The sequence below is a fragment of the Campylobacter estrildidarum genome, assembly GCF_005406205.1.
Classification (GTDB): Bacteria; Campylobacterota; Campylobacteria; order Campylobacterales; family Campylobacteraceae; genus Campylobacter_D; species Campylobacter_D estrildidarum.
This window is the reverse complement of record NZ_NXLZ01000001.1, coordinates 153,207-172,040: the sequence shown is the minus strand read 5'-3', so window position 1 is coordinate 172,040 and position 18,834 is coordinate 153,207. Positions and strand designations below refer to the sequence as shown.

Genomic DNA, 18,834 nt, shown 5'->3' with positions numbered 1-18,834 from the left:
ATGCAAGAATTTCGTGTAAAAATAGGAAAAATGACTTGTGTCAATTGTTCCAATGCTATAGAACGTGCTTGTAAAAAAATCGATGGCGTTGAAGATGCTAGTGTTTCTTATATTAATTCTAGTGGCATTTTTCTAATCCAAAAAGATGAAAAGCGTAAAGAAATTCTAGAAAAAATAAAAAAATTAGGTTTTGAAATTTTAGAAGACGAACAAAGCTTAGAAGAGTATAAAATAAAAAAACACATCGAGCTTAGAAAAAATTTACTTTTAAGTATAGTTTTAAGTGTTGTTGTGATGTATTTTGAAATGTTTAATCAAAGTTTTTTTTCTCAAAATATGCAAATGCTTTTAAGTTTTTTTGGAATTTTTTACTGCGGAAGAGATTTTTTTTCTCACGCTTTTTTAGGATTTAAAAATAAAAATTTAGATATGAATACTCTTATAGCTTTAGGAACTTTAAGTGCCTTTATATATTCTTGTTTGGAATATTTTAAAGTTTTTAATGGAGGATATTTATATTTTAGTGGTGCTATGATGATTATTTCTTTTGTGCTTTTAGGGAAATATCTTGAAAATAAGATTAAATTAAAGGCTGAAAATTACCAAAAAACTCTTGAAAAAATCGATACAAAAAAGGCAAGAATTTTACTTGAGAATGATGAAGTTGAAGAAATTTCTAGCGCTTTTGTTAAGGATGGAGATATTATTTTGGTTAAAGAAGGTGAAAGTATCGTTGTCGATGGGGTGATACTAAGTGGAAGTGCTGAAGTAGATATGAGTTTTTTAAATGGAGAATTTTTTCCTATTTTAAAAAAAGAAAACGATGAAGTGCAAGCTGGTGGTATTGTTTTGAATGGTATGCTAAAAATTAAAGCAAGTAAAAAAGCAATGGATAGTACCTTAGAACAAATAAAAAATCTTGTTTTTTATGCAGGAAATATTAAAACTCCATTGGAAACTTTAACTGATAAAATTTCTAAATATTTTGTAGCAAGTATCATTGCATTAGCTTTATTTGTATTTGTATTTTGGTTTTTTAAGGAGAATTTAAATACAGCTTTTTTACGCGCTTGTGCTGTACTTTTAATCTCTTGTCCTTGTGCTTTAGGACTTGCAACACCGATTGCATTGACAATAGCAAGTTCAAATGCAGCTAGAAATTTTATTTTACTTAAAAATCCTGCAGCCTTAGAAAAACTTAGTCAGATTAAACTTGCTTATTTTGATAAAACTGGAACACTGACTAAAGAAGAATTGGATATTATTAAACATAATTTAAGTCAAGAAGATTTTGAAAAATTATGTGAAATCGAGACTTTAAGTTCTCATCCTATTGCAAAAAGTTTGAGTAAAAATATCAAATCAAAATTAAAAGGCGAAGTTAATATTATTTCAGGCGAAGGTATTACTTATAAAGAAAACGATGATATGTATCTTATAGGAAGTCGGTATTTTTTAGATAGCAAAGGTGTAGATACTAAACAATGCGATCAATTTTTTAATCAATTTAAAAATTTAGGCAGTATCAAGGCGTATTTTGCAAAAAATTCTTATTGCCTAGGAGGAGTTTTGCTTGATAGTTCTTTAAAAGAGAATGCAAAAGAACTCATAGTAGGATTAAAAAAGCAGGGCATTAAAAGCATAATTTTAAGCGGAGATAATCAAGAAAGCGTTGAAAAAATAGCAAAAGAATTAAATGTAGATGGTTTTTATGCACAATTAAAACCAGAAGAAAAACTTCAAATTATTAAAAATTCCAAAGAATCTTTATTTGTAGGAGATGGCTTAAATGACGCAGCAGGATTATCGTTGGCGAGCGTGAGTATGAGTTTTTCAAAGGCTAATGAATTGGCTAAAAAAACTGGGGATTTTATTTTAATCAATGAAAATTTAGAAAATATTTTATACTCTTTTTCTCTTTCTAGAAAAATAAGAAAAATAATCAAATTAAATCTTTTTTGGGCTTTTATTTATAATACACTTTGCATTCCTATCGCAGCTGGTTTTATACCTTTTTTAACCTTGAGTCCTCATTTTGCAGCTTTGGCTATGTGTTTTAGCTCTATAACTGTAGTACTTAATTCTTTGAGACTTAGAAAAATCTAAATCTCAATTTCATTAACTGCACGATATGCTTGATCAATTGCTGAGTGCATATAAGCAGACCAGTACGAATCTGAATTGGCTATTACAATATTACCGAAAGGTTTTCTTGCTGTAAGTCTAGTTTTTTCTGCTTCTTTTGGATCATCATAAAGACTATTTTCTGTATAAGAATAGCAATGTCCCCAGCGATTTACAACAATAGCCAATATGTCTTTTTTGTGATTAAAACCTGCAGAACCTAACATTCCTTGAAGTTGATTTCTTATAATTTTTTCGTGTTCTTCAAAACTTATAGTAAATAATAAATTTCTGCCTACTCTAGCTCTATCTCTAGCATCGAGTCCTTCAAGATCAATACCTTGAATGTTTGCTAAAGCTAAAGGAGAGCAAACCATATGAACGCATATAGGCTTTTTTGGATCTCTTGGATGATGATAGCCACCCATATCTACTGGGTAATCAAGTTTTGTTCTAGCGTAAGGCATTTTTGGAGAATAAATTTCATGAACTCCAAGCTTCATAAAAGGCTCCCAATTGCTTATAATAACTTTAGTATGAAGTAAAGATGTTTTTACATTTTTACTTAAAGCTTCTTTTTGTTCTTTAGGTAAAGTAGGAATGATGTAAGGAATCATACTATTATAGTTAGCCATTACAACGTTTTTGGTTTTTACTCTGTATTTTTTTCCTTGATTGACATAGCTTACCAAAGCTCCATTTTTCGTATTTTCTACATTGATAACAGTGCTGTTTAATCGTAGGCGAACTTTATTTTTAGGGTTGTCAAGTTTTGAATAATCAAAATGAGCCAAGGTAACATCATCCATATTTTTGCCCTTTTTTGACACTTTAGGAATGAGTCTTCTTACCATCAATCTTGCAACTGTCGCATTTCCATCAGCACAATGATAAATATAAGGTTCTTCCATCTCAGCCAAAGCTTCTCCTTCGATAGGATCAAGTCCTAATTTATCAAAACCTGGCAAAAATGAAGCTCTAGCGTCTTCACAAGAAGTTGCATCTATGCCTAAGGCTAGGAAATCATCTGTCATGCCTTCGAAAAATGTTATTGCCTTTTCAGAAAGCTTTACTTTATCTTCTAGAAATTTTTTATAACTTGTTTTAGTTATATATTCTTCTTTTTCTTCTTTACTCATACCTTTAAGATAATCTTTATCGCTTTTAAAAAGCGTAATTAAATCTTTTTTATCTTTAGAATTTAGTGGAAAATCTTTGATAAAGTCTTCAATGCTTTTTCCGTTATTTTTGGATTCTGGAATATCATCGCAAATTACTTTTCTAGGATTTCCATTAACAACTTTATCTACACCGAAATTTTCTTTTGAAAAATATACACCTCTGCTGAGTTTTAAATCAGGATAAAAATTTACGTCAAAACGTTTTGCTAGATCGTCTATATTTACTCCAAGTGAATTTAAAAGTTTAACTACTTCTTTAGAGTAAAGCGCTTTTGGAGATTGAAAACTTTCACTACCTCCATAGCTTAAAATAGTTCCATCATCAAGTTTGATTTCGTTACGTCTAGCGTGACCTCCAAAATCATCGTGATTGTCAAGGATTAAAATTTTTTTGTCTTTTCCAAATTTTTCTTGATAAAAACAAGCTGCAGCTAATCCGCTAATTCCAGCTCCAACTATCACTAAATCATAATTTTCTTTAGGTTTTATACTGCTAAAATTAAATTTATCCCCATCTCTTAACATATGAGCGTATTGATAACTTTTATTATTGCTTCCTCGAAGTCCTAGCCATTGTGGAGGATAATATTCTTTCGTAAAGTCTTTTATTTTACTATCTTTGCCGTAGAGTAATTGTAATGGAGTCATACCTGCGACAATAGCTAGAGCCATTCCGTTGAGAAAATCTCTTCTTTGCATTTTGCTTCCTTATTTTTTGATAATATTTTTTAAAATACTATCAAAATAGGATTATATTAGTCTTAAATAATACTATTTTTGAATTTGAGGCTCTCCAAAACAATCTTTTAAAGCATTTTTAACATCTTCTTCAGGATCAAATTTTTTAGATCCTTGTTTGAGTTCGCTAAATGAAGAATTTAAATCTAGCTTTGAATTAGAAAGAGTACTGGGTTCTTGAGTTATGGATTGGAGTTTGCTTTCATCTATAGCAATTTCTTTTTGGACGGCAATTTTCGCATTTTGTCCCAATTTATTTTTTAAAAGTTCTTGTATGAGTTTAAAGCCTTTATTAAGCTGGGTACGATTTTCCCCTGTTGCATTAGAACTTATCGTTAAAATCTCATCTTCATAACTGATAAATCGAGTGCTTTTTTCAAAACATTCCCCAAGTTCATAATCTCTATCGTATATAGCTTCTAAAAGCAATTCATAGGCATTTTTTGCTTTTGGTTTTTCCTCAATTTTTTGTTCTAAAATCGGTGTGATTTTTGGTGCGACATTTTCTGTTTTTCTTTGATCGATTTCATTGATTTGTGTATCAATTTCTTTTAGATAACTTGCCTCCATCATCATAAAAGCCATCACACAAAGTGTAAAACTATCATCATCACAAACTATACTTTTTGCACGGGCTAAAATTCGGAAAAATCTTTCGTAGATTAAAGTTGAAAATTCAGTGCTTTTAGCAAAAAAACTTTCCTTAAGATAAAATAACATTTCATCTATAACACTAGAGGCTTCGTATTCTTTAAGTTCATCCAAAAATTCAAAAACTTTTTCTTTGTCTTTAGTCAAAATAGCATGATAAAATTCTTTGATTTTGTTTGGATCTAAAAAACCTAACATATCAGTGATTTTAAGCACGCTAATATCATTTTGACAAAAAATAATAGCTTGATCAAGCAAAGTCAGTGTATCTCTTAAAGAACCATTGCCACTTCTTGCAAGAAATTTCAAAGCTTCTTCTTCAAAATGAACATTTTCTTTGATGAGAATTTCTTTAAGATGGTTTTGAATTTCACTTTGCGGAATTTGCTTAAAGCGAAAATGTTGAGTTCTTGATAAAACAGTGGCTGGAAGTTTTAAAGGATCGGTAGTTGCAAGTATGAATTTTACATAGCTTGGCGGTTCTTCTAAGGTTTTTAAAAGAGCATTTGCAGCTTGAGGGGTAAGCATATGCACTTCATCGATAATGAAAATTTTAAAACGAGCCATAGAAGGAGCGTATTTAGTTTGTTCGATCAAAGCTTGTATATCTTCAAGCCCACGATTACTTGCTGCATCCATTTCTATAATATCGATGTGTTTTCCCTCTAAAGCCGCAATACATTGCTTACAAGTTCCACAAGGAGTATCGCTAGGTCCTTGATCACAAACTAAAGCCCGAGAAAAAATTCTAGCACTAGATGTTTTTCCACTACCTCTTAAACCTGAAAAAAGATAAGCATGGGCCAAGCGATTATTGTTGAGTGCATATTTTAAGCTGGTGCTAACAGTTTTTTGTCCTATAAGTTCATCAAAGGTTTTTGGTCTGTATTTAACAGCTAGCGCTTGAAGCATTTTTTTACTCATTCATTATAGATAAAAGCTCGACATTATCTTTAGTCTTTAACATTTTTGAATATAAAAATTTAAGAGCTTCAATGTCATCCATTTGAGAAATAGCAGAGCGTATCGCCCAAATTTTTTGAAGTTCAGCAACACCTTGTAAAAGTTCTTCTTTTCTTGTTCCTGATTTGATGATATTGATTGCAGGGTAAATTCTTCTATCAGAAATATTTCTATCAAGCACAATTTCACTATTTCCCGTTCCTTTAAATTCTTCAAAAATCACATCATCCATTCTTGAGCCCGTGTCGATTAGTGCTGTAGCTATGATGGTTAAAGATCCGCCATTTTCTATATTTCTAGCGGCACCAAAAAAGCGTTTTGGTTTATGCAGTGCGTTTGCATCCACACCACCACTTAAAACTTTTCCACTGCTAGGAGTTGCTGTATTGTAAGCTCTAGCAAGTCTTGTGATACTATCAAGTAAAATGATAACATCTTTACCTGTTTCAACCATTCTTTTTGCTTTTTCTATAACAAGTTCTGCAACGCGAACGTGGTTATAAGCAGGTAAGTCAAAAGTAGAGCTAAAAACCTCACCTTTAACACAACGTTGCATATCGGTTACTTCTTCTGGTCTTTCATCAACTAAAAGAACAATTAAATGCATTTCTGGATGATTTCTAGCAATTGCAGCTGCTAATTCTTTCATGAGTTCTGTTTTACCTGTTCTAGGTGGCGCTACGATAAGCCCACGTTGTCCTTTTCCTATAGGAGTAAAAAGATCTAAAACACGTCCTGTTAATTTCATAGCATCGTATTCAAGTTTGATTTTTTCAGTAGGGAAAATCGGGGTTAGATTGTCAAATAATGGCCTTTCTTTGGCTTCTTGTAAAGGCATATAATTGATCGCTTCGATTTTTAAAAGCGCGTAATATTTTTCTTGATCTTTAGGTTCTCTAACTTGCCCTGTGACGATATCGCCCACACGCAGTGCAAATTTACGAATTTGAGAATTAGAAACATAAGCATCATTAACACTATCACTTAAGTTAGAATCCATACCTCTTAAAAAGCCATAGCCTTCGCTTGAAATTTCTAAGATTCCTGTAAAAAGTATAAAACCACCTTTTTTAGTTTGTGCTTTTAAAATTTCAAAAATAAGCTCTTGGCGACGAAATTCGCGTGGATTTTCTATTTCGCATTCATTTGCGATTTTGACTAAATTTTCTAAATCAAGTAATTTCAAGTCTTCTATTTTATAACCCTCAACTGGAATATGGGTTCTTTGATGTTGTTTTTTTTCTTTTTCCATAAAACCTCGCAAGAAATTATGCAGTCATTTGCAGTAGTAAATTAAAATTGTGATTTTAATAAAAAAATACACTTTTTGTCAAATAATTTGCATTTATTTGTTTATAATTATAAAAAAATATTTTTTAAAGATTAATTATGAAATGTGAACATTGTAGATTAAGTTATCAAAAATCCCAAATGATTCTTTATAAAGATAAATTTTTTTGTTGTAAAGGCTGTGAGAGCGTTTGGAAAATCTTACATGAAACGGGCTTGGATGAATTTTATGAAAGATTAGGAGACCGATCTTTAAAACCTGTAAATTTAGAATTCTCAAATAAAAATTATGATGAATTTATCACTCAAACCAAAGAGGGTTTTAGTGAAATTTATCTTATGATACATGGTATTGAATGTGCAGCTTGTGTGTGGCTAAATGAAAAAATTTTGATTAAACAACAAGGAATTTTAGAACTAGATATCAATCATTTAAGTCATAAGGCAAGAATAGTTTTTGATGAAAAAAATATTTCTTTGAGTCAAATTTTAAATTTAATTGAAAGTATAGGTTATAAAGCAAGTGCGTATAATCCTGCTAAAAGTTCCAAAAAAGCTGATCTAATAAAAAGGGAGTTTTATTCTAAGCTTATAGTAGGCATTGCTTGTGTGATGAATATTATGTGGATTGCTGTAGCAAAATATGCTGGTTTTTTTAGCGGTATGGATAGAGATATAAAGGATATTTTGAATTTTTTTGAATTTGTTCTTTGCTCTCCTGTTCTTTTTTATACCGGATCTAATTTTTATAAAAGTGCTTTGAGATCTTTAAAACTCAAAAGCCTTAATATGGATACTTTAGTCATTAGCGGTGCTACTTTGGCTTATAGTTATTCTTTGTGGGCTATGTTTACAAGATCTTCCGAGGTTTATTTTGACTCGGTTGCGATGATTATTTGTTTTGTATTTATAGGAAAATATCTTGAAATGTTTAGTAAAAAACGTGCCTTAGATACTATAGACGGATTAAATGATTTTTTGCAAAATGAAGTTATGGTTTTTAATGGAAAAGATTTTAGTCCTAAAGAAGTGCAAAAAGTATGCATAGGAGATCGAATTTTACTTAAAAGCGGAGATAAAATTTTAATAGATGGAATTTGCAAAAAAGGAGAAGCAAGTGTAGATACTTCATCTTTGAGTGGAGAAAATGAGCCCTGCTTGATTGGAATAGGTGATGCTGTAAATTCGGCTTGTATTGTTCTAGATGGAAGTATAGAATATGAGGCGAGTAAAATTTATAATGATTCTAAATTGAGCCAAATTATAAAGCTTTTAGAATTTGCAAGTATGAAAAAAGCAAAACTTGAAAGTTTGGTTTCTCAAATTTCTTCTTATTTTTCTCGCGTGATTTTAAGTTTTGCTTTGATATGCTTTTTGGTGTGGTTTTTTTATTATAAGGCTGGAATTGAAATTTCTTTAATCAATGCCATTTCAGTTTTAATCATAGCTTGTCCTTGTGCTTTAGCTTTGGCTACTCCAGTTAGCAATCTTGTAGCACTTGGTAGAGCACTTAAAAAAGCGATTTTGTTTAAGAGTTCAAGTGTGGTTGAGGATCTTTCAAAATGCAATATCGTTGTATTTGATAAAACGGGAGTTTTAACCAAACCCAAATTAGAAGTGAAAGAATTTTTCTTGCATGAAAAATTAAATGTTAATGAAATTTATAGTTTTGTTTTGCTTTCAAATCATCCGATTTCAAAAAGTGTCGCACAATTTTTAAGTAAAAATAAAAACGCTAAACGTTTAAATTTGGATTTTAAAGAAGTGAGTAATATACAAGCAAAGGGCATCAAGGCCGTAATAAGCGATAAAGTTTTTTTAGGTGGAAATTTGAAATTTTTACAAGAAAATAACATAGCTTTTAATAAAGAATTTGATAATTCTCATTTTATTTTTGCCAAAAATGATGAGGTTTTAGCTTATTTCGAATTCTCAAGTGTTTTAAGAGATGGAGCTAAGGATTTGATCGCTTATCTTAAATCCATAAAAACTCAAGTGATGATTTTAAGTGGAGATCATAAAAAAGCAGTTGAAAAAATTGCTAATGAACTTGGAATTTTTGATTTTAAAGCCTCTTGCTTACCTCAAGAAAAAATGCAAATAGTAGAGCAATTAAGCAAAGACAAAAAGGTTTTGTTTGTAGGAGATGGGGTTAATGATGCTTTGGCGTTAAAATATGCTGCTGTTTCTGTAAGTTTGCGTGAAGGAAGTGATTTGGCAATCGAAAGTAGTGATATTTTGCTTTTAAAAAATGATTTAAATTCTTTAAAAAATGCTATACAAATTTCAAAAAATACCTATAAGATTATAAAACAAAATTTAATCTTTTCTTTATTTTATAATGCCTGTACTATACCTCTAGCTTTTTTGGGTTTAATTAACCCTTTATTCGCAGCGATTTCTATGTCTTTTAGTAGTATAATAGTAGTTTTAAATGCTTTAAGGATAAAAAATGAATAATGTAATTATAATGATGATAAGTGTTTCAATTCTTGGCTTTTGTGTGATTTTGGCTATTTTGCTTTGGGGGATAAAAACAAAACAATTTGATGATGATTATAAATTCATTACTTTAAACGATGATGAAGAGTCTTTACGCGATGCTATAGAACTTGAAAATCGCAAAAAAGAAGTACTAAAAGATAGAAAAAACTAAAGCTTTCATTGGAATTCTTAATGAAAGCTTTGCGAAATTATTTTAAAGTATCAATATATTTATCAACAGCTTCTAAATCCGCTTCACTTAATCCTTTTAATTGGATTTTCATGATGGCACCTTGGCCGAATTTATTTCTTGTACCTGCTTGGTATTCTTTAAGAGCTTGTGCTCTTTCTTCAAAACTTAAAGTTTTAAGAGCTGGAACTTTATTTAAATAAACTTTATCCGCTTTTGCTCCGTGACAAACTGCACATTTTTTAAATATAGTTGCACCATCAGCAGCGAAAGCTGATACACCAAGACATGCTAAAGCAGAAACTACTAACAATTTTTTCATTGACTTTCTCCTTAAATTGATTTAATGTCAAAGCCATTATATACCTTAATATTTTATAATTTCCTTAAATTAATATTATAAATAAATATATTTGATTCGGTTGTATCTATTTTTTAACTAAAATTTTGTTTAAAAAAGCTTGTATTTTCATAAAATATATTATAATGTTTTTTATGAAAAAAGCATTATTTTTAGACAGAGATGGCATTATAAATATCGATAAAAAATATGTTTATAAAATCGAAGATTTCGAATTTTGTGAAGGCATTTTTGATTTATGTTGTTATTTTTTGGAGAAGGATTATTTGCTTTTTATCATCACAAATCAATCAGGTATTGCAAGGGGATATTATAGCGAAGAGGATTTTTTTAAGCTTTGCGATTTTTTCTTGAAAGAATTTAAAAAAGAAAAAATTCATTTTTCTAAAATTTATCATTGCCCGCATTTGCAAGATTGTGATTGTAGAAAACCAAAGCCCGGTATGCTTTTAAAAGCCAAAAAAGAATTTGATATAGATATGGAAAATTCTGTATTTATAGGCGATAATTTAAGTGATATGCAAGCGGGTCTAAGTGCAAATGTAAAAACTTTGATTTTGGTTAGTCAAGAAAAAAAAGAAGGAAATTTTTTTAAACAATTTAAAAATTTAAAAGAAGTTTTAAACTTTTTTCAAGAAAGGAAACAACAATGAAAATAGCCATTACAGGTGGAGCAGGTTTTATAGGATCTGGACTTGCTTTAGAATTGCAAAAAGATCATGAAATTCTAATCATTGATAAAATGTCAAGCAATGAAGTTTTAGATAATGGAAATTTAGAGTGTTTTGGACATTTTAAAAATTTACTTGATTTTGATGGCGAGCTTTATGTTGGAGATATTAAGGATGAAAAAACCTTGCAAAAGATTAAAAGTTTCAAACCTGATGTAATTTTTCATAAGGCGGCTATTTCAGACACAACGGTTTATAATCAAAATAAAATTTTAACGACAAATTTAAATACTTTTAAAGATTTTATAGAATTGAGTATAGATATTAATGCAAAATTAATTTATGCAAGTTCTGCTTCAGTATATGGCAATGAACCAAGCCCTCAAAAAGTTGGGGTTGAAGATCCTAAAAATCCTTATGCATTTTCAAAACTAATGATGGATAAACTTGCAAGAAAGTATTATGACAAAGCTCATCTTGTTGGACTTAGATATTTTAATGTATATGGAAAAGGTGAATTTTATAAAAATAAAACCGCATCTATGGTAGTGCAGTTTGCCCATCAAATTTTGGCAGGAAAAAATCCTCGTTTGTTTGAAAAGAGTGATCAAATTTATAGAGATTTTGTATATATTAAGGACGCTATTGATGCGAATTTAGTTGCACTTGATTCTAAATGCGGGGTTTATAATGTAGGCAGCGGTGTGGCAAGGACTTTTCAAGATATAGTTGATATTTTACAAAAGGAACTAGGTACGAATTTACCTTGTGAGTATATCCCAAATCCTTACGTTAAAGCTTACCAATTCCATACTCAGGCTGAGCTTTCTAAGGATTGGGCTTATCAGCCAAAATTTAGTCTTGAAGATGGGATTAAAGATTATTTAGGTGAGATTAAACGTCTTTTTGAAAAGGAAGTGAATGCTTGAATTTTTAAGTCAGCAAAGACCTAAAATTCTTATTATCGGGGATTTTATGGTGGATAATTACACTTGGTGTGATTGTTCGCGTATCAGTCCTGAAGCTCCTGTTTTAGTAGTAAAAACTTTAAAGCAAGATCAAAGACTTGGTGGGGCTGCTAATGTTTATGCGAATTTACAAAGTTTAGGAGCGGATGTTTTTGCACTAGGTGTTATAGGAGATGATAAAAATAGCGAATTTTTAAAAGAGAATTTAAAGGGAGAATTTTTAATCCAAAAAGGACGCAAAACTCCATTTAAAAATCGTATTATGGCACACAATCAACAGGTTTTAAGGCTAGATGAAGAAGATGTAAGCGATATAGAGTTAGAAGATGAGCTTATCGCTTTATTTTGCAAATATATTGAAGATTTTCAAGCGGTAATTTTGAGTGATTATGCTAAAGGGGTTTTAACTCCTAAGGTATGTAAGGCATTTATACAAAAGGCTAATGAATTAAACATTCCTATTTTGATCGATCCTAAAGGGAGCGATTTTAGCAAATATAGCGGTGCAACTTTGCTTACTCCAAACAAAAAAGAAGCTTTAGAGGCGTTGAAATTTGAAAATTTAGATGGAGAAAATTTAGAAAAAGGCATTAAAAAATTAAAAGATGATTTTAGTTTAAAATATTCTATGATCACTCTTTCAGAAGCAGGAATTGCTGTTTATGATCAAAAATTACACATTGCACCAGCTAAGGCTTTAGAAGTATATGATGTTACTGGAGCTGGTGATAGTGTGATCGCGGTTTTAGCTTTTTGTTTGGCAAATAAAGTAGATATTATTAGAGCTTGTGAGATCGCAAATGAAGCAGCAGCAGTTGTTGTAAGCAAAGTGGGTAGTGTAAGTGTAAGTTTTGATGAGATAAAAAGTTTTAAAAGAAGCGATTTGGAGAAAAAAATTGTTTCTAAAAATGAACTTGTGAAAATTTTAAACGATAAAAATAAAAAAATTGTTTTTACTAATGGTTGTTTTGATATAGTTCATTTTGGACATATACAATACCTTCAAAAAGCTAAAAGACTAGGTGATATACTTATAGTTGGGCTAAATTCTGATGCGAGTGTGCGTCGGTTAAAGGGAAGTGAAAGACCTATAAATTCAGAATTTCAAAGAGCTTGTATGTTGGCAGCTTTTTATTTTGTGGATTTTGTCGTGATCTTTGATGAAGATACACCTTTAGAATTAATTTCTACAATAAAGCCTGATATTTTGGTTAAAGGTGCTGATTATGAAGGTAAGGAAGTTGTAGGTGCAAATCTTATTTCAAGGGTTGAATTGATTGAATTTGAAGAGGGATTTAGCACGAGTAAAATTATAGAAAAAATTAGGAAATAAAATGATTAGTTTAATAGAAAAAGAATGGCAAGAGCATCAAGAGGTGCTAAAAGCGAGTGAAGTTCTTAAAGGACAGATTGCAAAAGTGGGTGAGCTTATATGTAAATGCTTAAAGGAAAACGGAAAAATACTTATTTGTGGAAATGGCGGAAGTGCTGCAGATTCTCAGCATTTTGCTGCAGAACTTAGCGGTCGTTATAAAAAAGAACGCAAAGCTTTAGCGGGTATAGCTTTGACTACTGATACTTCAGCACTGAGTGCTATAGGAAATGATTATGGATTTGAGTTTGTATTCTCAAGACAGCTTGAGGCTTTAGCAAAGGAAAATGATATTTTAGTGGGAATATCAACAAGTGGAAATAGCCCTAATGTTTTAGAAGCTTTAAAAAAGGCAAAAGAGCTTAAATTGCTTTGCATAGGACTAAGTGGAAAAAAGGGTGGAAAGATGAATGAAATTTGCGATTATAATCTTGTTGTGCCAAGTAATGATGCAGCGAGAATTCAAGAAATGCACATTTTAATCATTCATGCGCTTTGTCAAATTATAGATGAGGAATTTAAATGAAAGCATTTATAATCAATTTAGAACGTTCCAAAGATAGAAAAGAACATATGCAAAATGAAATTAATAAGCTTTTTACGTATAATCCTGATTTAAAGGAAAAATTAGAGTTTATATTTTTCAAGGCTGTAGATGCAAAAAATAATGAACATTTAAAATTTAAAGAACATTTTCCTTGGTGGGCTTCTTGGATGCTAGGAAGAGAGCTAAGCAATGGAGAAAAAGCTTGTTTTGCTAGTCATTATAAATTATGGCAAGAATGTGTTAAGCTTAATGAGCCTATTATCATTTTAGAAGATGATGTGCGATTTAGCGATGAGTTTTTAAATAGGGGGGGGGTATTTAGATAATTTATTGCAAAGTCGTTATGAGTATGTAAAATTTTGTTATATTGCAGAAAGACCAACATTTGCTTTAGAAAATAATTTTTTACTCACCTTAGAAAGTGTTGGTGGAACGCAAGGATATTTTATCAGACCTAGTGCTGCTTTAAAATTTCTTACCTATTTAAAATTTTGGCTTAAGCCTATAGATAATCTTATAGATATGTATTATTACTCTAGAGTTCTCACTATAATTCATACGCCGTTTTTAATAAAATTTACTAATATACCTACCACTATAATAGAAAGAGATAAAAAAATCCATGTTTTTAAAAAAATAATAAGAGAAATTTTTAGATTTTTCTTAAGCATTTATAAAATAGTTTTTAATTTTTATATTAAGAAAAAAATGAAATTAAAATAGCTTTAAATAAAGCTATTTATTATCTTTTATGTATTGTATGAAAGGACTTAAATCATAATTTTTAATTTTTTCTTCCATAGTTTTAAAATAATTATCCATATTTTGTGGTGTTAAGATATGAGTTTGTTCTTTTATGGCATCAAGTTGCATAGAATTCATAATAGAATTATAATGTGCCGGATCCTTATAATTAGATATATTGTCAGCATAATCAAGATCATCAAAGCCAAAAATTTTGACATTAGGATAATTTTGCGTTTCTAAAATAAGCCATTTTAATACAGCTTGATATTTTGAAAATAAAATACTATCTTTATTGTAATATTCTTCATCAAGATATAAAACTCTATAAAGTAATCTCGAATATGTAGGAATGATTAAATAAAATTGAGTTTTAGGATGTGCTCGAATGATACCTAAAAGATAGGTTTTTATATATTGTTTATTTTTTTCTATATCTATATTAGTTTGCGGTAAAAAATTTTGCGCATTGAGTATCATATTTTTTAATTTTTCTTTCTCCTTTTTATCTTTATATTTCATCCAATTATGAAAACCTCCAAATAATTCTTTAGATTCTTGTTCCCAATTAAGCAGTTTATCTAAATTTACATCTCCAACGCATTCTTCTTTTTTGGAAAATCGCAATGCACATAGAATAAATTTTTTATTTAGATAGACTTTAAAATCATTATAAATATTATTATTGTATAAAAAATCAAAAGAATCTATAGGAGGATGATTGAACATTTTTAAGCTCGGATCATTTAAAGTAAAAGCATCAATAGTGTAAATAATTTGATGGATATCTTTTTTTTGAAATAAATAATTCAAAATAATTGCTCTTTCATTAAGATAACTTCCCCATACAGATAGATTTATCCATTTGTTACCGAGTTTTTCATCAGCCTCTTTCGCAGAAGTATTTTCTGTCATAGAGGTACCTATGATAACTGAATCAAAATTTTCATTATCTATAATGCCTTTAGCTGAAAGTCTGATATTGTTTAGGTAAGTTTTTTCTCTAAAATAGGGCTTGTGATAAAGCATCAACGGATCGTAAATATAAAGCAATGCAAAAAGAGCAAAAGAAAAAATAAAATTAAAAACTAAAACAATAAAAATCCATTTTTTATGACTCATTTTTTATCCTAAAAATTAAAGTATATAAATTCAATATAAGGTGTATAAATTAATGTCATTAAAGCCAAAAAAAGTAAAAGTGCTGCAAAAATAGCACTTTTATAGTTGATTTTTAAATTTTGTGTTTTTTGGATGCTATTTTTAAACATTAGACATATGATAAAAGAGATGATAAAAAAGCCAATAGTTTTGTCATTACCCCCTATAGTTTTTAAAACATCAGGTGCTTTATAAAATTTATGAGGTAGTTCTATCCAAACTATTCCAAACATTGATTTCAAAAGATTTATAGCTCCTGTTAAATTTTCACTTCTAAAGAAAATCCAAGCTATATTGATAAAATTAAAAGTAATGAACCAAGCTAAAAATTTATAAATTTTAAAGTTTATGAATTTTTTACCATCTATATAAAAGCTGTAAATTCTATGACTTACCATAGCAAATGCATGTAAGGTTCCCCAGATTACAAATCCCCAACCTGCTCCGTGCCATACTCCACTTATAAAAGCTACAATAAAAAGATTTCTTAAGTTGATAATTTTTCCAGCACGATTTCCACCTAATGGTATATAAAGATAATCTTTTAAAAATCTCCCTAAGGTCATATGCCATCTTCTCCAAAAATCGGCAATATTTAAGGCCTTATAGGGAGAGTTGAAATTTTGAGGAAGAATGATGCCAAAAAACAAAGCCAAACCTATAGCCATATCGCAATATCCGCTAAAATCGAAATAAAGCTGAAAAGTATAAGAAAGGCTAGTAGCCCAAGCTTCAAAAATATTTAAAAAACTTCCGTCTTGAACCACCTTAAATCCAGCATTTGCCCACACAGCAAAACTATCTGCTATAAAGATTTTTTTAAAAAATCCAATAGAAAAGATAAACAGGCCTTTAGACATAAGTTCCCAATTAACCAAAGAATTATTTTTATTTAAAAGAGAATGAAATTGAGGCATCATTTCTTTATGATGGACAATCGGACCTGCTATAAGTTGTGGAAAAAAACTAACAAATAAGCAATAATCGATAAAATCAATTTTTTTCTTGTCTGATAGATCTTCAATATTTACTTTTTTGTAACAATCCACCAAAAAGGCAATTTTTTGAAAAGTAAAAAATGAAATTCCTAAAGGTAATAAAATGTGAGGTAGCGGGATATTAAAGTCTAAATTGATAAGTTTTGAAAAAAGATTGAAATTTTCTAAGAAAAAGTCTGTATATTTAAAAACGCCTAATAAAATAAGATTGAATGTTATACCAAGGCAAAGTAGCGTATACCCCCCCCCCGCCATTATCTTTTCTTAAAATCCAACTTGCAAGGAAGTAATTTACAATAGTTGAAAAGGCTAGAATAAAAATGTATTCTACTTTGAAATAAGCATAAAAAAATAAACTTGCTAAAATCAAAAACACTTTAGAACTAGTATAAAATTTGTAAGCTTTTAAAATATAAAATCCTGTTAAGGCAATAGGTAAAAAAGCAAAAATAAATACATAGGAACTAAAAAGCATTGCCAATCCTTAAAAATAAAAAAACAATTATATAAAAAATCAAATTAAATTAAAACAAAATGTTTACTTTTTCTATAACCATTTCAGGTTTTAAATCTTTCATACATTTATGATGCTTTAAAGGACAGGTTTTTTGCATACAAGGCATACATTCTAAATTTAAATGCACCAATTTTGCATTAGGATTTTGCCAAGGCGAGGTTTGAGTAAATTTGGTAGGCCCAAAAATCGCTATAGTTTTTATTTTGTAAGCAGCTGCTATGTGCATAGGACCACTATCGTTTGTTATAAAAAGATCACAAAGAGTTATATTTTGACATAAGGTCTGAATGCTTGTTTTATTGCAAAGATTTTTAGCTTTAATGTTTGATTTTTTTAAAAGTTTTTCGATCTCATCACAAAGAATTTGCTCTCCATCACCTGCACCAAAAATTAAGATTTCGTGGCTTTTTGAAAATTCTTTTGCTACCTCGGCAAAATACCTAGCGTCCCAACGTTTAGCACTTCCAAAAGTAGCTCCTGGATTGATCCCTAGAATTTTTTTACCATTTTTAAGCATCAATAGGCGAGAAAATCTTGCTTTAATTGGAAGTTGTAGTTCTTTAGAATGAATTTTGAAATTAAAAGAATTTTCTATAAAATAAAGATATTTTAAAACTTGATGTTCTTCTTTAAATTTGCGTTTATCAAAAAAATATCTCTTTTTTGCTCTTAATATACTTAAAATGATTTTAGAAGATAGAGCCGATCTAAAAGAGATCGCAAAATCTACTTTAAATTCTTTGCGTAATTTTAAAGCTTGTTTGTAGCGTTTTTTTCTATCTTCTATAATGATTTTAGAATGAGAAAAATTTTTAAAAAGCTGGGTAGAGACAAAAGATCCATAAAGGATAAACTCAGCATTTTTAAAATATTCTTTTATGCCATACAAGGCCACTGAAGCCATTACAGCATCACCTAGCCAATTAGGAAGATGGATAAAAATTTTCATAAAAATCCTAAAAATTTAGATAAATTTTTTATAATTTTAACAAAAAATTAGGAAAAACATGCCAAAACTTAGCCTTATTATCCCTGTCTATAATGTGCAAAATTTTCTCTCAAGAGCTTTGCAAAGCTGTATCGATCAGACTTTTAAAGATATAGAAATTATAATTATTGATGATAAAAGTGAAGATGAAAGCTTGAAAATTGCCTTAGAGTTTGCTAAGAAAGATGAAAGAATAAAAATTTTTACAAATGAAAAAAACTTAGGCACTTTTGCGAGTCGAAATCAAGGAGTTTTAAGAGCAAGTACTGATTTTGTGATGTTTTTAGATGCAGATGATTTTTTACCTTTAAGAGCTTGTGAAATAGCTTTTTGTAATATACAACCTGAATTAGATCTACTTTGTTTTGATGCTTTTGTTCATAGGGTAAAAATAAAGCAATTTTATCACTTTAAACAAGATGAGATTTTTACCCAAAAACAATTTTTAGAATTTTTAACCAAGCAAAAACATTTTTGCTGGTCGGTTTGGGCAAAGGTTTTTAAAAAAGATTTGATTTTCAAAAGTTTTGAAAAAATTGATATGTTTGAAAGACTTTGTTATGGAGAAGATGTGCTTTTTTGTTATTTTTATTTTATGTTTTGTAAAAAAATAGCTGTTTTTAGAGAATGCCTTTATCATTATGAATTTAATGAAAATGGTAGGTATGAAAATAAAAATAAAGCAATTTTATGGCAAAATTATGAAGATAAAAAGAGAAGTTTTGAGATCTTAAAAACAATCAAAAATGATTTTTGTGAATTTAATGAAAAGCTTTTTTTGATTTTAGAAAAAGAAATCAAGGGTTTAGAGGGAAGATTGTAGATGAAACAAAAAATAGACAGTTTAAATGGCTTTAAGAATATAGTTTCAATAAAAAACCTTTTA

General features: G+C 29.5%; 15 protein-coding genes and 2 pseudogenes. 9 read left to right on the top strand and 8 right to left on the bottom strand.

Annotation, left to right across the window (positions count from 1 at the left end; genetic code table 11):
• Positions 1-2,106 carry a heavy metal translocating P-type ATPase gene (locus CQA69_RS00820; protein WP_137619944.1) on the top strand — a complete coding sequence of 702 codons (2,106 nt, stop codon included), beginning with the start codon at positions 1-3 and terminating at the stop codon, positions 2,104-2,106.
• On the opposite strand, the gene CQA69_RS00815 is transcribed toward CQA69_RS00820, so the two are convergent.
• The 3 genes from CQA69_RS00815 to rho form a co-directional block, all read right to left on the bottom strand.
• Positions 2,103-4,004: an NAD(P)/FAD-dependent oxidoreductase gene (locus tag CQA69_RS00815; RefSeq protein ID WP_137619943.1), complete on the bottom strand. Its 1,902-nt coding sequence runs from the start codon at positions 4,002-4,004 to the stop codon at positions 2,103-2,105. The two genes, CQA69_RS00820 and CQA69_RS00815, sit on opposite strands and share 4 nt — an antisense overlap.
• 72 nt (positions 4,005-4,076) lie before the next feature.
• Entirely contained in the window at positions 4,077-5,606 is a 1,530-nt protein-coding gene (locus tag CQA69_RS00810) for a DNA polymerase III subunit gamma/tau (protein ID WP_137619942.1), read from the bottom strand.
• Between the two features lie 4 nt (positions 5,607-5,610).
• A complete protein-coding gene (rho, locus tag CQA69_RS00805) occupies positions 5,611-6,909 on the bottom strand; it encodes a transcription termination factor Rho (RefSeq protein ID WP_137619941.1) in 1,299 nt (432 codons plus the stop codon).
• 137 nt (positions 6,910-7,046) lie between these two features.
• Here rho and CQA69_RS00800 point away from each other — a divergent pair, with 137 nt between their 5' ends.
• Together CQA69_RS00800 and CQA69_RS00795 are read left to right on the top strand one after the other, a co-directional pair.
• A complete protein-coding gene (locus CQA69_RS00800; RefSeq protein ID WP_137619940.1) occupies positions 7,047-9,407 on the top strand; it encodes a heavy metal translocating P-type ATPase in 2,361 nt (786 codons plus the stop codon).
• Positions 9,400-9,603, top strand: coding sequence for a cbb3-type cytochrome oxidase assembly protein (locus CQA69_RS00795; protein WP_137619939.1), 204 nt, complete (start codon positions 9,400-9,402; stop codon positions 9,601-9,603). The genes CQA69_RS00800 and CQA69_RS00795 overlap by 8 nt, the downstream gene beginning before the upstream one ends.
• A 37-nt stretch (positions 9,604-9,640) precedes the next feature.
• Here CQA69_RS00795 and CQA69_RS00790 read toward each other — a convergent pair whose 3' ends face one another.
• A complete protein-coding gene (locus CQA69_RS00790) occupies positions 9,641-9,943 on the bottom strand; it encodes a c-type cytochrome (RefSeq protein WP_137619938.1) in 303 nt (100 codons plus the stop codon).
• A 139-nt stretch (positions 9,944-10,082) separates the two neighbouring features.
• Between CQA69_RS00790 and CQA69_RS00785 the strand changes: the two are divergent.
• The 5 genes and pseudogenes from CQA69_RS00785 to CQA69_RS00765 all read left to right on the top strand — a co-directional run bounded on the left by CQA69_RS00785 (position 10,083) and on the right by CQA69_RS00765 (position 14,263).
• Positions 10,083-10,635: pseudogene (locus CQA69_RS00785) on the top strand (D-glycero-alpha-D-manno-heptose-1,7-bisphosphate 7-phosphatase).
• Entirely contained in the window at positions 10,632-11,582 is a 951-nt protein-coding gene (rfaD, locus tag CQA69_RS00780) for an ADP-glyceromanno-heptose 6-epimerase (RefSeq protein WP_137619936.1), read from the top strand. The pseudogene CQA69_RS00785 and the gene rfaD overlap by 4 nt, the downstream one beginning before the upstream one ends.
• Positions 11,575-12,954: a D-glycero-beta-D-manno-heptose-7-phosphate kinase gene (gene rfaE1 / locus CQA69_RS00775; RefSeq protein WP_137619935.1), complete on the top strand. Its 1,380-nt coding sequence runs from the start codon at positions 11,575-11,577 to the stop codon at positions 12,952-12,954. Before rfaD ends, rfaE1 begins: the two co-directional genes overlap by 8 nt.
• Position 12,955: 1 nt before the next feature.
• Positions 12,956-13,519, top strand: coding sequence for a D-sedoheptulose 7-phosphate isomerase (gene gmhA / locus CQA69_RS00770; RefSeq protein ID WP_137619934.1), 564 nt, complete (start codon positions 12,956-12,958; stop codon positions 13,517-13,519).
• Positions 13,516-14,263: pseudogene (locus tag CQA69_RS00765) on the top strand (glycosyltransferase family 25 protein). Before gmhA ends, CQA69_RS00765 begins: the two are co-directional and overlap by 4 nt.
• A 12-nt stretch (positions 14,264-14,275) precedes the next feature.
• On the opposite strand, the gene CQA69_RS00760 reads toward CQA69_RS00765, so the two are convergent.
• The 4 genes from CQA69_RS00760 to waaF are packed head-to-tail and all read right to left on the bottom strand — an operon-like array spanning position 14,276 to position 17,909.
• Entirely contained in the window at positions 14,276-15,406 is a 1,131-nt protein-coding gene (locus tag CQA69_RS00760) for a hypothetical protein (RefSeq protein WP_171000281.1), read from the bottom strand.
• Positions 15,407-15,414: 8 nt separating this feature from the next.
• Entirely contained in the window at positions 15,415-16,698 is a 1,284-nt protein-coding gene (locus tag CQA69_RS00755) for an MBOAT family O-acyltransferase (protein WP_246023091.1), read from the bottom strand.
• Positions 16,628-16,918 carry a hypothetical protein gene (locus CQA69_RS09055; RefSeq protein ID WP_246023090.1) on the bottom strand — a complete coding sequence of 97 codons (291 nt, stop codon included), beginning with the start codon at positions 16,916-16,918 and terminating at the stop codon, positions 16,628-16,630. The genes CQA69_RS00755 and CQA69_RS09055 overlap by 71 nt, the downstream gene beginning before the upstream one ends.
• A gap of 49 nt (positions 16,919-16,967) precedes the next feature.
• A complete protein-coding gene (gene waaF / locus CQA69_RS00750; RefSeq protein ID WP_137619933.1) occupies positions 16,968-17,909 on the bottom strand; it encodes a lipopolysaccharide heptosyltransferase II in 942 nt (313 codons plus the stop codon).
• Between the two features lie 58 nt (positions 17,910-17,967).
• On the opposite strand from waaF, the gene CQA69_RS00745 reads away from it, so the two are divergent.
• A complete protein-coding gene (locus CQA69_RS00745) occupies positions 17,968-18,771 on the top strand; it encodes a glycosyltransferase family 2 protein (protein WP_137619932.1) in 804 nt (267 codons plus the stop codon).
• The last annotated feature ends 63 nt before the right edge of the window (positions 18,772-18,834 follow it).